This is a genomic window from Spongiactinospora rosea (genome assembly GCF_003315795.1).
GTDB classification, from domain to species: Bacteria; Actinomycetota; Actinomycetes; order Streptosporangiales; family Streptosporangiaceae; genus Spongiactinospora; species Spongiactinospora rosea.
The window spans coordinates 38,902-53,475 of record NZ_QMEY01000007.1 but is presented as its reverse complement, the minus strand read 5'-3'; the positions used below and the strand labels follow the sequence as shown (position 1 = coordinate 53,475).

The 14,574-nt window shown below is 68.6% G+C and carries 16 protein-coding genes; 6 read left to right on the top strand and 10 right to left on the bottom strand.

All coding sequences use genetic code 11. The features are described from left to right. Positions 1-310 precede the first annotated feature (310 nt). Both DP939_RS18290 and DP939_RS18285 read left to right on the top strand, forming a co-directional pair. The gene (locus tag DP939_RS18290) at positions 311-613 is read left to right on the top strand and encodes a hypothetical protein (RefSeq protein ID WP_147268035.1); all 303 of its coding nucleotides are present in this window, start codon (positions 311-313) and stop codon (positions 611-613) included. 543 nt (positions 614-1,156) lie between these two features. After that, positions 1,157-2,185 (top strand): acyl-CoA/acyl-ACP dehydrogenase, encoded by a 1,029-nt coding sequence (locus DP939_RS18285; protein WP_199565245.1) that lies wholly within the window; start codon positions 1,157-1,159, stop codon positions 2,183-2,185. Between the two features lie 135 nt (positions 2,186-2,320). Here DP939_RS18285 and DP939_RS18280 read toward each other — a convergent pair whose 3' ends face one another. The 7 genes from DP939_RS18280 to DP939_RS18250 all read right to left on the bottom strand — a co-directional run bounded on the left by DP939_RS18280 (position 2,321) and on the right by DP939_RS18250 (position 7,408). Then, positions 2,321-3,571, bottom strand: a complete 1,251-nt coding sequence (locus tag DP939_RS18280; RefSeq protein WP_199565244.1) for an MFS transporter — start codon at positions 3,569-3,571, stop codon at positions 2,321-2,323. Positions 3,572-3,848: 277 nt separating this feature from the next. Continuing rightward, on the bottom strand, positions 3,849-4,526 hold the full coding sequence (locus tag DP939_RS18275; protein ID WP_113981937.1) for a hypothetical protein: 678 nt from the start codon (positions 4,524-4,526) through the stop codon (positions 3,849-3,851). A 311-nt stretch (positions 4,527-4,837) separates the two neighbouring features. Next, positions 4,838-5,332, bottom strand: a complete 495-nt coding sequence (locus tag DP939_RS18270) for an RICIN domain-containing protein (protein WP_113981936.1) — start codon at positions 5,330-5,332, stop codon at positions 4,838-4,840. A gap of 129 nt (positions 5,333-5,461) precedes the next feature. Further along, positions 5,462-6,364 (bottom strand): TIGR03619 family F420-dependent LLM class oxidoreductase, encoded by a 903-nt coding sequence (locus DP939_RS18265; RefSeq protein ID WP_113981935.1) that lies wholly within the window; start codon positions 6,362-6,364, stop codon positions 5,462-5,464. A gap of 26 nt (positions 6,365-6,390) precedes the next feature. Beyond that, complete coding sequence (locus DP939_RS18260) at positions 6,391-6,630, bottom strand: hypothetical protein (protein ID WP_147268034.1); 240 nt, start codon at positions 6,628-6,630, stop codon at positions 6,391-6,393. Between the two features lie 14 nt (positions 6,631-6,644). Next, positions 6,645-6,956, bottom strand: coding sequence for a hypothetical protein (locus DP939_RS18255; protein WP_113981933.1), 312 nt, complete (start codon positions 6,954-6,956; stop codon positions 6,645-6,647). Further along, the gene (locus tag DP939_RS18250) at positions 6,956-7,408 is read right to left on the bottom strand and encodes an ATP-binding protein (protein WP_225878373.1); all 453 of its coding nucleotides are present in this window, start codon (positions 7,406-7,408) and stop codon (positions 6,956-6,958) included. Before DP939_RS18250 ends, DP939_RS18255 begins: the two co-directional genes overlap by 1 nt. A gap of 186 nt (positions 7,409-7,594) precedes the next feature. On the opposite strand from DP939_RS18250, the gene DP939_RS18245 reads away from it, so the two are divergent. From DP939_RS18245 to DP939_RS18230, 4 genes are all read left to right on the top strand, one after another. Continuing rightward, positions 7,595-8,425, top strand: coding sequence for a helix-turn-helix domain-containing protein (locus tag DP939_RS18245; RefSeq protein ID WP_113981931.1), 831 nt, complete (start codon positions 7,595-7,597; stop codon positions 8,423-8,425). After that, on the top strand, positions 8,407-8,637 hold the full coding sequence (locus tag DP939_RS18240) for a DUF397 domain-containing protein (RefSeq protein WP_113982191.1): 231 nt from the start codon (positions 8,407-8,409) through the stop codon (positions 8,635-8,637). The genes DP939_RS18245 and DP939_RS18240 overlap by 19 nt, the downstream gene beginning before the upstream one ends. Before the next feature lies 1 nt (position 8,638). Beyond that, positions 8,639-9,040: a hypothetical protein gene (locus DP939_RS18235; RefSeq protein WP_113981930.1), complete on the top strand. Its 402-nt coding sequence runs from the start codon at positions 8,639-8,641 to the stop codon at positions 9,038-9,040. A 463-nt stretch (positions 9,041-9,503) separates the two neighbouring features. Beyond that, entirely contained in the window at positions 9,504-10,721 is a 1,218-nt protein-coding gene (locus tag DP939_RS18230) for a vanadium-dependent haloperoxidase (protein ID WP_113981929.1), read from the top strand. Between the two features lie 70 nt (positions 10,722-10,791). Here the strand turns inward: DP939_RS18230 and DP939_RS49120 are convergent, their stop codons facing one another. From DP939_RS49120 to DP939_RS18215, 3 genes are all read right to left on the bottom strand, one after another. Then, the gene (locus tag DP939_RS49120; RefSeq protein ID WP_318656296.1) at positions 10,792-11,148 is read right to left on the bottom strand and encodes a GDP-mannose 4,6-dehydratase; all 357 of its coding nucleotides are present in this window, start codon (positions 11,146-11,148) and stop codon (positions 10,792-10,794) included. A 313-nt stretch (positions 11,149-11,461) separates the two neighbouring features. Continuing rightward, positions 11,462-12,271, bottom strand: coding sequence for a DUF6461 domain-containing protein (locus DP939_RS18220; RefSeq protein ID WP_113981927.1), 810 nt, complete (start codon positions 12,269-12,271; stop codon positions 11,462-11,464). Between the two features lie 63 nt (positions 12,272-12,334). Continuing rightward, positions 12,335-14,560, bottom strand: coding sequence for an ATP-binding cassette domain-containing protein (locus tag DP939_RS18215; protein ID WP_113981926.1), 2,226 nt, complete (start codon positions 14,558-14,560; stop codon positions 12,335-12,337). Between the last annotated feature and the right edge of the window lie 14 nt (positions 14,561-14,574).

Below are 14,574 nucleotides of genomic sequence, written 5' to 3'. Positions count from 1 at the left end.
GGCCGGTCGCCGTTCCCAGCACCGGCTCAAACGCCTCCAGGTTGTCCTGGCGCTCGCCCTCTGTCCCGTGCTCCCGCGCGCACTGATGGCCTTCACTCCCGAGTAACAGGGGATCTGAACTCCAGGACGCCCCTGCCTCCACGAACAGACGGGCGTCCGTGGGGTGCGGCTACCCGGCAGGACGCGCCGGGGCCTGCGGGGTACAGGGGGCGGAACGTTCTTGACGCGTCTCGTGCCAGGCGTATCGTCCGATCCAGAAAGTTTCTTATCTGAAAGTGCCGTTCACCTTCGCGAACCGGAGGAAGTGCACATGAGAAGAAACCGGGCCGCGGCCATGTCCGCCACCGCCCTGCTCACCGCCTCACTCCTGGCGATCTCCGCGTCTCCCGCCCACGCCAAACCGACGGGCTGCGCCGCATGGACGTCGGGGTACTTCGTCTACAGCCACTGCACAGGCGGAACAGGCACGCACGCGGCCTCGGCCTACGGCAAACACATACGCCCTGAAATCGGATATGTCACTTACATCGGTCAGCCGGCGGCGGTGGGCGAGACAGCATCTCTCACCTTCCCTGGCACCGTGTACAGCTACGCCACCGTGCTGTACGACTGACGCGACGCCGAGCGGCATGATGACGCCCCCCTTCACGGAGGACGGAGGCGCCGTGGTGTGCTGACATCCGCCGCAATGAGCACCAACTCGGCCACGACGGCGCGTAACCGCTCCTCTCGCGTGTGTCGTGGCCGGTCGCCGTTCGGCCCTCGCCGACCGGCGTCCAGCCGGGAACTCCACACCTTCGGATCATGCGCCTGGGAGTGATCCAAGGCGCACACCGGGCCTCTTCCCAGAGATCAGCGGACGAACGGCGCAGCGCTGGTGTCGGGCGAAGGCCATGGCAATGACGGCGTACGAGCATGCGTGGAAGATCCGGGGCGGCTACGACTCGCCGCGTGCGGTGCCGTCCAAGTACATTTCTTTCATGATCGGCCCGGCCCGGGGCGGTGTGGGCCGTCCGGGCCACCGGCCGGGGGGCGTCCCGGGGAGAGTGGGGAGACGTGCGTTTTCTGGAACGGGAACGTGCCACTGTGGCGGAGCTGCTGCCGGGGCTGGAGGACAGCTTGCGGGCGGTGTCCCTCGCCGAGCTGGAGAGCCCGGATGGCCCCGGCATCGGGCTCTTCCGCGACGGATGGCCCCGGCATCGGGCTCTTCCGCGACAGCGGCGGCCCCGGGCTGCTGGTGCTGGCCGCCTACCAGGGGCGGGAAGCCACCGCCCTGGACGCCCTGCGGGTGCAGCGCGCACTGGGCAGCAGGGCACCGTCGCTGGCCGTGGCCACCACCCTGCACCACTTCTCGATGGCGACCCTGGCCGCCGTGATCGCCGACGAGGGCATGAAGTCGATGATCTTGGAGAGCCTGGCCGCCACCAACGACCTCGTGACGTTCGGCTTCGCCGAGGAACGCCCCGGCGCGGGAGTCCTCTCCCCCTCGATGACGGCCACGGAGGGGCCCGACGGGGTAGGGGTCAGCGGGGTGACACACCCGCACGGCCTGGCGGGGTCGATGGAGCTGCTCATCGCCGGTGTCATGCTCTCCCCCTCGGACGGCTCGGGCGAGCAACCGGCGGTGGCGCTGGTGCCCGCGGAAAGCGAGGGTCTGAGCGTCAGCGAGACGGGGGCGGGGAGCGAGCAGGTCACCCTTGACGACGTATTGGTGGCGCCGGAGCTGCTGGTGCGCGACTCGGGCCTCGGCGGGCGGCTGGACGCACTGCTGGCCGCGAGCTTCGCCTGGTACCAGCTGCTGATGACGGGCAGCCGCCTCGGGGCCGCCAGCGCGCTGGTCGAGCGGGTGCTGCTCGACAACCGGGTGCCCGAGGCAGAGCGGGTCCGGCTGCTGGTGGAGACCGAGGGCGCGATGTCGGCCGCCGAGGGTGTCGCCCGCCGGATCGACGACGGCGGCACGGACGAGCCGGCGCTCGCCCACTCGCTGTATGTCCGGTACTGCGTGGAGGACGCCCTCTCCCGGTTGGTCCCGCGCGCGGTCGAACTCCTCGGCTCCACGGCCTCCGACGAGGTCGGCCACCTCGCCGCCTGCGCCAACGGGCTGGCCTCGCAACCGCCGGTACGGTCCCAGATGACCGGCCCGCTGGCGGCGTACCTGGAGGGCGGGTCGCTCACCATCGCCTGATCCCGGACGTCCCCGGCCCGGATCGATTCGTCGTCTCGTGTCACTTGAGGTGACGAACGCTTTGTACTGCTCCGCGCTGAGCAGGATCGATGAGCTGGTCCCGCCCTTTGGGGCGGTGTTGATGGGAGCGGCGTTTCAGGAGGCCGCGTCGGTGGACATCTCGGGCGAGGTCTCCTCTCGGAAAGGCGCGGCGGCATTTCGCGGCTTTCTCATTCCCGCCAGTGCGCCGAGGAGGGGTGGCAGGGCGCCGATCGCGAAGCAGGCGGTCAGGGCGAGGCGTTCGATGAGCAGTCCCGCGGACGCGGAGCCGGTGGCGCTTCCCGCGTTGAAGGCCGTGTTGATCCACGCGCCGGCCTGGGTCTTGGAGTCGGCGGTGGCGGCCTGGTCCGCCAGCATGTAGGCCGTGGTGAGGGTGGGGGCCAGGAACAGCCCGGCGATGCCGACCAGCACCGACAGTACGCCGATGTTCGGGGCGAATCCGGCGGCGGCCAGCGACAGCGCCAAGCCCGTGGCCAGTAGGGGCAGCCGACGTTCCAGCTTGAGCCGCCAGGACACGGCACCATAGGCCAGCCCGCCGACGGCGCTTCCGGCGGCGAGCGCGGCCTCGACCCAGGCGACCGCCGCGAGCTGTGCGTGCCGCTCGGCGAAGGCGACCATGAACAGGCTCAGTGACCCCAGGCACATGCCCACGCCGACGGTCACCGGCAGGAGCCGTCGCACGCCGCCGATGCCCGCGAGCAGACTCCATCGGCCATTGGCGCTTGGTGGCCTGCTGGAGAAGGCGGGATCTGCGGCGGGCGAAGTCGCGACCGCCAGTGAGCCGGTGAGCATCAACACGGCGCTGATCAGTACGCCCAGCGAAGGATGGGCCAGTCCCGTCAACGAACCGGCGATGAGGGGGCCGGTCACGTAGAGGAGTTCTTCGGCGACGGTGTCGAGGGAGTAGGCGCGCTGCAGGAGTGCGCTGTCGGGGAGCAGATCGCTCCACAGGGTCCGCATGATGGGGCCGAGCGGCGGGGTGAACGCCCCCGCGATGCCCGCGAGTGACCACAGCAGCGGGCCGGGCGTTCCCGGCCGCCAGGTGAGGGCGGCCAGCAGGGCCAGGAGCAGGGCGTACGTGATCGCCATCGGGGGGAGCGCGCGGCGGATTCCGTACCGGTCGATCATCTGGGCGCGTAGCGGGGACAGTAGCGAGCTGGCGAGCCCGAACAGCGCGATGGCGCCGCCTGCCATGGTGTATGAGCCGGTGGCCTTCGTGAATGCCAGGACCAGCGAGAGGAAGACGATCCCGTAGGACAGCCTGCCGACCAGTGCGGCGCTGAAGGTGCGAGCGGCGAGAGGGGCACGGAGGACAGCGGCGTAGGACGCCGCCGACTGAGACGACATGAGAACACCTCGAAAAAGGCAGCGCCAAGCCCAGGGGTGTACGGGGAGGGGAGGCGCTGCGGCGTAAGAGAGGCCGCTTCCGCATCAAGCCCGTGGTGGCCGGGCGACGCGGTGGGACATCTCTCTAGGCACGAGGGTGGATCATGTGGATCAGGCTAACACGGGCGTAGGTGCCGCATCTCCGGCCCCGCGGGTGACTTGGCGGGGATGCCGTAGGCGGTGGGTCCTACCCGCGTGCACCCATCGTGCAGCGCCCTGGACCGGGTGGTCTGGACCATCACGTCCCTCGTCGCCTGCGGAACCTGGCTGCGGCGAGTTTGAGGCGGGGAATGCCGAAGAGCGCGGCGTCCATGAGGGGAAGCATCGCGACGAGTACACCCATGGCCCACAACGCACGCCCGTCAAGGTCCCGGAGCTCGGCCCTGCTGTCGGCGTGGTAGGGGCCGATCCGGCCCATGGGGTCCCAGATGATCCGCACGGCCGTGCCCGGCCTGGCCATCGGCGTGAAGGTCTCCATGGCGCTCGGCACGCCGCCGGGGCAGTGCAGCCGGTAGTTGTACTTGAGCCCGAACGTTTCGCTCGGGAGGCCGCCGGGATCGGTGGGCGGGGGGGCGATCATCACGACCGCCGCCCGTTCCTCTTCCACCACGCATGTGCTGATCCGGCTGCGTTCGGCCAGCGCCTCGTCCGTCGCCATGGTGGATCCCGCCATGAACGATAAAAACTCCGCGAAGAACACCGTGACGACCAGCAGGAGTCGCGTGAGCAGGGCCACAAAGGCAAGGACCCCGAACGCGCCCAGCCCCACCAGGAAGGCCACGGCCATCAGCGCCGGCCGCCGCCAGTCGTCCGGCCCGAACACGGACAGGTACTCGATCGGCCATGGGGCGGCCAACGCCACCGCCGCCGAGCCAACGCCTCCGAGGACTTTCACGATGGGGCGGACGTGGATCATGTAACGCTCGCACGGCGGAAGGCCGCTTTTTCCCGCCTACCGTCCTGGGGGTATCCGGTCTCGCCGGTCAGGTGATCGGAGGGCATCATGAAACAGATAGTAGTCGTGCATGACATATCCGTGATGGGCCCCGGGCCCCGGTGGCACGCCGTCTGCTGTGCAGCCGCTGGTGTCGTGCTGGTTGTCTGGGCGGTCGTGCATCCCGTCAGGTCGTACGTGAAGAAGACGGCTGCCGCTCAGATCAGGAGGGGGCTCTCTCGCCCTTGAGCGGCGCGGGGACCAGAGGGTTCCTGGTCCCCGCGCGGCCGGGGTCAGAAGCCCAGTTTCCAGTCCTGGTAGAAACCGCCGTTCCGCCGGTGGGTGTAGGCGCCGCCGCCTTCGTTGCTGTCCAGGACCAGCCCGGTGCGGAGGTTTTGGATGATGGCGACGTCCCGGGCCCTCCCTTGCTGTGCCTCCCAGTCCTGCCAGGTGTTGGGCCATTGGCAGGGCAAGGTGTAGAGCCTTCCGTCACCGTTGCTGTCCAGGCACCGCCCTGTGGCGTCGTTCTTGAGGTGGCCGCCGGTGAAAATCCAATACTGGTGGCGGTTGGTGTGGGGAGCGTTGCAGGGCTGGGTGTAGACCTCGCCCTTGAAGTTGCTGTCGAGGCAACGGCCGGTCTTCCAACTCCGGATCTGTGTCACGAGTTCCGCGTGGGCCGGTGTGGCGATGAGGGCGGTCGAGGCGAGAATCGCCCCCACCGGAATGAGTCGCAGACCGATGCGCGTAGCGACCCGTCGCGCGCGGGATAACGTGCCTGCCGTGGGCATGGCCTCTCCCTCTCTTGGAGTCCTGGAGCAGGGCACATCCTCAGTCCCGGCGCTGACCGGATGACAGACCATTTTCTGACCGTTCCCGGCCGCATTCCCTTTCCCATGGGGCGGGTACTCGGGAGGGGGTCAGACGCGGCGGAGGATTTCGGCGGCCATTTCGAGGTGGTGATCGATGCTGGTGCTGAGGTACATCAGGTCTACCAGTAGGTGCTGGACGTCGGGCTCGGCGGCGACGCCTTGGATGGCGTTCACGATGTCGTTGACCGTGGAGCCGTGCTGCGGGTAAATGCGGAGGATCAGGTCGATGTCGGCCGGGTCGCGGCCGCTTTCCTGGGCGAGCTGCCTGATGTACCGCATGGGTTCGGTGATCAGTGCTGCCGTGTCCACCGGGCCGGGGCCGGTGACGGCGAGGGCCGGGAGCCAGCCGTCGGCGCGTTTGGCGACTCGGCGCATGGCCACCGGGACGAAGGCCGCGAGGTAGACGGGCGGGCGGCGGGTGGGCTTGAGTTCGGCGTAGGTGGGGGGCACGGACCAGTACTTGCCCTGGTACTCGGCCGGGCTGGCGGTCCAGAGCTGGTCGAGCGCGTCCAGGCACTCGTCCAGGCGCGGGCCGCGCTCGGCGATCGGTACGCCTGCCGCCTGGAACTCCTCGGGCGACCAGCCGGAACCGAAGCCGGGCACCAGACGTCCGCCGCTGACCAGGTCGATGGTGGTGAGGGAGCGGGCGAGCAGGGCCGGAGGGTACCAGGGGGCGTTCAGGACGTTGGTGCCCAGTAAGGGCCTCTCGGTCACCGCGGCGGCGACGGCGAGCATGGCGAACGGGTCCAGGATGTGGTGGAACTCCTCCGGGATCGTCGGGTTGACCCCCGGAGGGTAGCCGACGGTGGGGTTGACCGGGGCGAGCAGCCGGTCACCGACCCACAGGCTCCCGGCACCCAGCGCTTCTGCTTCCCGGGCGAACCGGGCGACTTCGTCTGCTTGGCGGGCGACGACACCACCGAGCTGGGGAAGGCTGAATCCAATACGCATATGTGGCAATATAGCATATTGAACTTTCAACTACTTTTCGGCTTCGGGTGTGGTGTCCGACGGTTTTCGCGCATGCGTTCGAGGGCGGTGTCCACCAGGTGGCCGAGTTCGGCCAGGTCGCGGTTCCGTCTTTCGGACTCGCGCTTCTCGTACGCCTTGATGGCCTCGTGCAGGCTGTTGTACGGCCTGGCGGTGAGCACGATCAATTGCCCGTTGATCCAGCGTAGTGCGATGCTTCCGGCGATTGTCCACTGGGAAAGGGCCATGGCGCGGTCATGAATTACGTCCGGGCCGTGTACTCGTCGAAATGGCCCTTTTCGGCGTCGGCGACGAATCTTTTCCAGGAGGCGGGTGTGGTGACGACGGTGGTACGCGCGCCCGCCACGAGGTCGCCTATGTTGAGGCGGAGAAGGTCGTAATGTTCTTCGGGAGTGAACGCGCCTTCCTTGACGGCTTCCAGCCATGTGGTGAAGCCGGCGCGGGACATGTGCACGCCCGCGCTGGTTGGGTCGCTGATCTCCCATATGCGCAGCCATCGGCCGGTGCCGAGGGGAGATACCTCGACCTTGATGCGGCCGTTGTTGTTTCCCATCACGCGGTTCCCTTCTCGAACCAGACCACCCGGCCGCGCCGGGCCGTGACCATGGAGACGGGGTGGTGGCCCCACCTGTCCGACGCGGCCTCGACCAGGGCCAGGCCCCGGCCGCCGCGACGCAGTGGCATGTCGTCCTCGGGGCCGATGACGTGGGGCACCTTGCGCGAGCCCTGGTCGATCACTTCGATCCGCACCCAGGTGGGGTGGGCGGTGATGACCAGTCCGACCAGGCCGCCCGGTTCGCCGCTCCGGGTGTGGCGGACGGCGTTGGCGGCCAGCTCCGAGACCATGAGGAGGAGATCGTCCAGGAAGTCGCCGTTAAGGGATGGATTGGCCGCCCATATTTCCCGTACTGTCCGGCGGGCGGCGGCGACCTGATCCAGCGTTCCTGGAAAGGTCCTTACCCTCCAAACCGCGCTAGTCGGGGTGTCTGCCAATAGTCGTCGCATATAGGTCACACAGCCTGTTGGTTTGTCGAAGCGAACGTTGAGGTCTCACTTTGGTTCAGAGGCGATGGCCGTGTCCTGCGATGTTGACCGACGGTCGGGGGCAGAATTCAGCCGACCAAGTCCAAGGTTGTCGATAGGCGTGATACTTCTAGTCGCGATGGGTACGCCGACGGTCAGGAGACAGCAATGGCAAAGCAACCCGCCAAGCCGAATGCCCTTGTAGTCCGCTTTGGCAGAGAATTGCGTAGACTGCGCAAGCAGTCTGGGATGTCGCAGGGGCGGGTTGCCCGCTTTTGTGGGTGCTCGGGGAGCTTGGTGTCGAGTGTCGAATTGGCGAAGCGTGTTCCGCAGCCCGATTTCGCCAAAAACCTCGACCGCTTGTTCGAGACGGATGGCTTCTTCGGCCGCCTCGCCGCCTACATCGCCCAGCCGGCTCCGTCCGGGCCGCTGTGGTTTCGGCGGTGGGCAGAGGAAGTCGAGCCGGGAGCGATTGCCCTGCGGAGCTGGGAGCCGCTGCTGATCCCCGGATTGCTTCAGACGGCCGAATATGCCCGGGCGCTCTTCAGGGGCGGGAATAAGTCAGAGGAACTGGTCGAGGAGCTGACCGGCATCCGGATGCGGCGGCAGCAGGTCCTGACGCGGCCTGATCCGCCCGCTGTTTGGGTGCTCATGGACGAATGGGTCTTGAAACGGCCCGTCGGCAGTCCGGCGCTGATGGCCGCACAGCTCGCTCGTCTGTTGGAATTGAGCGAGCTGCGACATATCACGATCCAGCTTACCCCTCATGACACCCGCTGCTACGACGGCTTCGTCTCCGGCTTCATTCTGGCGGAACTTAGTGATGCGCCGCCCACCGTGACGGTGGATTCCGCCATCAGTGAGGAGGTGACGGCCGATCCTGACGCTGTGGCGCGGGCGGTGAACTGCTATGAGAGAATACGGGCCGAGGCGTTTCGAGCGGGGCGATCCGTGGACCTTATCAAGAAAGCGTGGGGGTCATGGAAGCAGCAGACCTGACCAAAGGCGCCCTTGAAAAGGGCGCCTGGCGAACGAGTAGCCATTCCGGCTCGGGAGGTGGAGGCTGCGTTGAGGTGGCCGACAACCTGCCTGGAGTGATCGGAGTTCGGGACAGTAAGAATCGTTCCGGCCCTGCGCTGCGGTTCGCTCCCGATGTGTGGCGGGCCTTTATCGCCGAGGTCAAGTCGGGCTCGTTCGACGTCGCTCCCTAGCGTGGCGGTGCGATTATCGCGGATCGTCGTGGCGTCCGCTTTCGTGATGATGCCGCTCGCCTCTTGTGCTTCCGATCCCATGGCCACCTGCAACCAGGCGTACAGCATCCTGAACGAGGCGGAGACCGCTCCGAGCGAATGGACGACGCGTGGCGCGGCTCCCACCTCCGTCACGGAGGAGAAGGCATTGGCGGAGGTGATTCGCCGAGTGGCCGCGTTGGAGACCGGTGATCCGTACCTGAAGGAGGGTTTCGGCAATCTCCGGCGTGCCTCCGAAAGGCATCGCGAGGAATTGGACAAGCTCCTGAAGGACTCGCCGCAGGGATCGAATGTCAGGCTGGCCGGGGCGACGACCGTGTACGTACTGATGGTGCTCGTTCGGCGTTGCGAGACCAAGGTCTGAACGCGTCCGCCAGGTACGGCGGCGGAGCAGGCGAATGGCCGGCAGGCCGGTCAGCAATACGCACCGGCCCACCGCCCATGGCCACGGCCCGTATCCGGAGGGGACCGATGGGCCGGGGCCGCCCGCGGGGCGGTAGTCCGCGTAGGCGGGGGTCGGAATGCCGAGCCAGGCGGCCGGCGTGAGGGCGACGGCCGCGGTGACAGGGAACATAAGCGCTGCCACTTGGGGGTTTGCGTAGTCGCCCGGCGCACTATGGCCACGTATTGTGATTGATGGACAACAATGCGTTACCATAATGTGGGAGATTGCCCGCCCGGCGGCATGGCGGCCCACGGGTGGACGCATGCCCCCATACCGTCAGAAGGATATTCCATGTAATACCTATAGGAAATATTGCTAATTGACCTCCGTCCTGCCTATGCTGATCGCGCCTTGCTCGGCTCGCCCTTGAGGAGCACCTAAGATGTCGGTTTTGTCGGTTATTACTGCCGCCCTGGTCGCCGTGCCACTATCCGCCCCGATCGCCGCCCCGCTCCCCTTGGTCGAGCCGCGGCAGCGTACCGACACCGTGGCCGAGTGGTACGACACCACCGCCGCCACGATCGCCGCGGCCGGTGCGCCCGCTCAGGTGACCAACAGCCGCACCTGGGCGATCAGTTGGCTGTCCGCGGCCCGCGCGTTGCGGCATCGGCCGTCGCCGCCCGCGTTCCGGGATGCCGCGCTCGCGTCCGCCGTGCACAGGTCGCTGGTCACGCTGGTCCCATCGCGTAAACAGGAGCTGGACGCGGCGCTCGCCGCCTCGTTGGCCCGCATCCCGGAGGGGATCGACAAGCGGCGCGGCGTGGCCGCAGGCACCCGGGAGGCTGACGCGCTGCTGGCCGAGCGGGACAAGGACGGGCTCGACCCGCAGTCCGTCAGCCCGCCGTACGCGCCGCCGTCCTCCGACCCGGGGGTGTGGCGTCCGACGCCGCCCTCGTTCTCGCCGGGCGTCCAGTCCGGCACCCGTGACGCCAAGCCGTTCCTGCTGGCCACCCGCGACCAGTACCGCCCGGCGCCGCCGCCCGCGCTCACCTCCGAGCGCTATGTGAAGGACCTGGAGGAGGTCCGGGTGTACGGCGCGGCGGGCAGCACGGCCCGCACGTCCGCGCAGACCGAGACCGCGCAGTTCTGGCTCGGGTCCTCGCTCACGCTGTACGACGGCGTGCTGCGGGCGGCGGTCGTGCAGTCGCAGGACAGGTCGCAGTCCTGGCGTACCGGGCTGGTCGCGCTCTTCCACACGGCCCTGGTGGACACGCAGATCGCCACATCGGACGCGAAGTACGCCTATGTGCTGTGGCGTCCGGTCACCGCGCTCCAGGTCACCGACCCGTCCTGGACTCCGCTGCACACCACCCCCGCTCACCCGGACTATCCGAGCGGGCACAGCAGCTACGCCGGGGCGGCCCAGCAGGTGCTGACCGCGTTGATCGGCCCGCGTTCGCGCCGGCCGTACACGATCGGCAGCCCGACCCTGCCGGGCGTCACCCGCACCTACACCGACTGGAAGCGGCCCGCCGACGAGAACGTCGACGCCCGCGTGTGGTCCGGCATCCACACCCGGATCGCGGACGAGGCGGGGGTGCGTCTCGGCAGAGACGTGGCCGCGCACACACTGCGCAACGCCGTACAGCTCTTCTCCTGAGCGAGGCTCCTTGGCTGGGGTCTCGACCCCGGGTCCTGGCGCTGTCTGGGGGGCGGCGTCAGGACCATCCTCATTTGAACCTCTGCGCTGGAGACCCCGGGGTTCGCCGCCAAGGTGCGTCCTCTGGCGGCGTCGTGCCCGCACCATCGGTGAAGGTGAACACCGGTCGCGCTCCGACTTCTCGGGCGGCGTTGAGCAGGTTGATCGTCCCGCCGACGCTGACGGCTGCGTCGCGCGCCGGGTCCGTGACCGAGGTCCGTACGTCGATCCGCGCCGCCAGGTGGTAGACGACCTCGGGGAGGACCCCCGTACGGCGGCGGTGACCGCTGGGGCGTGGCGTCCGGGAGCCGGTCCGGCGGCGAGGACCAAGCCGCCGGGCCTGCGGGACCGAGCGCGGGTGAGGGTGAGTCCGATGATCAGTTCGCAGGTAGGGCGGGCGACCCAGAGGTCATCTCGTCCCGAACCCCTGTCCCCTGCGGGGACGATCCAGCGCCGAGTGATACGGGGCACAATGAACCTTTTCAACCGGTCGCTTAGACCAGGTCAGGGGTGCCTCCGCCGGGCTCGGACCGGGCCTGGCGCCCTGGCAGGGCGCTGGTCATGCGGATACGGCATCTCGCCTACCGCCTCTGACCAGCGAACCTGAGGTTGAAAAAGGTTCAATGGTTCCCCATACGCCGTTCCTCCCTTGTCAGGCTCCTGACGCGGAGCGGTCGCCGGTAAGCGGACGCTGTGATGGGTCAGAAATAGGTACCAGGTATGGCGGCGCCGAGAATGGGGCGGCGAAGGTGGTGTGGGCCGATCATGACGCCGGTGATTCGGCCGGCGAGCGCCAGGGCGGCCGGGATGGGGTTGTCGATGTGGTCGTCGGCGGCCGGATCGATGCCGAGCTCGCGGAGGTGGCGATTGAGCCGGTCGGGATCCGCGCCTTGCCTGTCAATGGGAAACCGCGGGTTGATGCCGGTGACGAGTTCGCCGTCGACGGCATAGGCGATGAGGTGCTGGGCGTGGTCATGCCGCTGCACCGCCACGGCCTCCCCGCCGTCGAGCGATAGGGCGCCCAAAGCCTCTCGTTGCGCGCCACGCCGGCCGCAGTCCTCGATCGCGACAGTCCAGTCCCCGATTCGCCTCACGGTGATGATCTGCGGTCCTTCCGGCTGGGAGTACTCCCCGTCTCCGATCAGCCGGATGTCCTCGTCCACGGCCCCAAGCCGGCGCAGCACCTCATGCTCGTCGTGCCCGCGAACGAAAACGACCGTGTAGATGTCCGTGTAGATGTCCCCGAGCCGGCTGTCCTCCTGCCACTTGTAGTCCTCCGGCGACGCGCCGGGAGTTCTCGCGGTGGCGTGGACCATCTCGAACTCTGTCTGCTCGTAGGCCTCGGGATGGGCGGCGAAGAAGGCATCGATGATCTCCGGTGCAATGCCGCCCCGCCCGCTGCTGGTGTAACCCTTGGCCTTCGCCCATGTGCGGATGCGGCGGGAGGTGTCACGGGAGATCACTGCCTGACGGTAGGTGACGCGGAGGGGGGTGAAGTCGGCGTCGGACATGATCAGAAACTATCGATAGGTGGCACTGGTGGGGGCCTGCTCCGCCTGGGGCGGGGGGCGGGGTCAGGCCGTGTGTACGGCGGTGGCGGTGGGGGTGTCGTGCAGTTCGGAGACGGGGCCCTGGTAGAGGATGTGGCCGCCGTGGCGGCCGGGGCCGGGGCCGAGGTCGATGATCCAGTCGGCGTGGCGGATCACGTCGACGTTGTGTTCGATGACCACGGCGGTGTGGCCCTGGGCGACCAGGCGGTCCAGGATGGCGAGGAGGGCGGCCAGGTCGCGCAGGTGCAGGCCGGTGGTGGGCTCGTCGAGTACGTAGAGGGCCGGTTCGGTGGTGTCGCGCAGTTCGCGGGCGATCTTGACGCGCTGGGCCTCGCCGCCGGACAGCGTGGTCAGCGGCTGGCCGAGGCGCAGGTAGCCGAGGCCGACCTCGTCCAGGTGGCGCAGCGCCTCGTGGATGCGGCGCGCGGGCAGGCGTCCGATCGCGTCACTGATCGTCAGGTCGTCGATGTCGGCGATGGACAGGCCGTCCACCCGGTGGCGGAGTACGTCCTCGGTGAAGCGCCGCCCGTGGCAGGTCTCGCACACGGTCTCGTGGCCGTCCATGAACGCCAGGTCGGTGTAGATCACGCCCAGGCCCTTGCAGTCCGGGCACGCGCCCGCCGAGTTGGCGCTGAACAGGCCCGTGGGCATGCCGCTGCGCTCGGCGAACAGCCGCCGGACGGCGGGCGCGATGCCGGTGTAGGTGATGGGGGTGGATCGGCGGTTGGTGCTCACCGGCCGCTGGTCGATCACCACCGCGTCGTGCCCCTCGACCAGTTCGGCGGCCAGGCTGGACTTGCCCGACCCGGCCACCCCGGTCAGGACCGTCAGCACCCCGGCAGGGATCTCGACGGTCAAGTCCTTGAGGTTGTTGCGCACGGCGCCGGCCACCTTGATCGCGCCGGTGGGGGTGCGGGGGGCCGTGTTGAGCGGCGTGCGTTCGCGCAGGGCCGTGGCGGTCGCCGTACCGGACGCGCGCAGCTCCTCCGGCGTGCCCTGGAACACCAGCTCGCCGCCGCCGGTGCCCGCGCCCGGCCCGATCTCCACGATCTGGTCGGCGATGGCCATCACGGCCGGGTCGTGCTCCACGACCAGCACGGTGTTGCCCTTGTCGCGCAGGTCGCGCAGCAGGGTGGTCATCGCGGCGATGTCGTGCGGGTGCAGGCCCGCGGTGGGCTCGTCGAAGACGTAGAGCATCTCGACCAGGCTGCTGCCGAGGTGCTTGACGGTCTTGATCCGCTGTGACTCGCCGCCGGACAGGGTGGTGGTGGCGCGGCCGAGGTGCAGGTACCCGAGGCCGATGGTGATCATGGCCCGCAGCCGTTCCCCGAGCGCGGCCACGACCGGCGCGACGGCCGGGCCGCGTACTTCCTCCAGCAGGCCGGCGAGTTCGGTGATCTCCATGCGGGACAGTTCGCCGATGGTCCGGCCGAGGACGGTGGCGGTGCGGGCGGCCTCGTTCAGGCGTTCGCCGTGACACTCGGGGCAGGTCTGCGAGCGGGTGAAGCGGGCGATCGCCTCGCGCTTGCGCTCGGACAGGTCGTCGGAGGTGTGCAGGTAGATCCGCTCGAACCGGTGCACGACGCCCTCGTAGTCCTTGGGCGGCCTGGTGCCGAGCCGGGCGGCGTGCTCGCCGCCGTACAGCAGCGCCCGGCGCTCCTCCTCGGTCCAGTCGCGCAGCGGCGTGTCGACCGCGAAGCTGCCGATGTCGGCGTACTGGGAGTACCAGTACCCGCCGTTGCCGAAGCCGGGCAGCAGGATCGCGCCGTCGGCCATCGACTTGTCCAGGTCCAGGAACCGATCGACGGCGCTGACCACGATCTCGCCGAGCCCGGAGCAGGCCGGGCACATGCCCGCCGGATCGTTGAACGAGAACCGGTTCGACTCGCCGACGTACGGGGTGCCGGCGCGGGAGAACAGCAGCCGCAGGTACGTCCAGGTGTCGGTGATGGTGCCCACGGTCGAGCGGGCGTTGCCGCCCAGCCGCCGCTGGTCGATGACCACGACGGGGGACAGGCCCTCGATCTTCTCGGTCTCCGGGCGGGTCCACTTCGGCAGCCGGTTGCGGGTGAACGGCGGGAACGTCTCGTTGAGCTGGTGCCCGGCCTCCGCCGCGATCGTGTCGAACACCAGCGACGACTTGCCCGACCCGGACATCCCCACGAACACGACCAGCCTGCCGCGGGGGATGTCCACGTCGAGGCCCTTGAGGTTGTTGGTCCGGGCGCCCCGGATGCGGATCGTGTGCATGGGGCCGAGGCTAC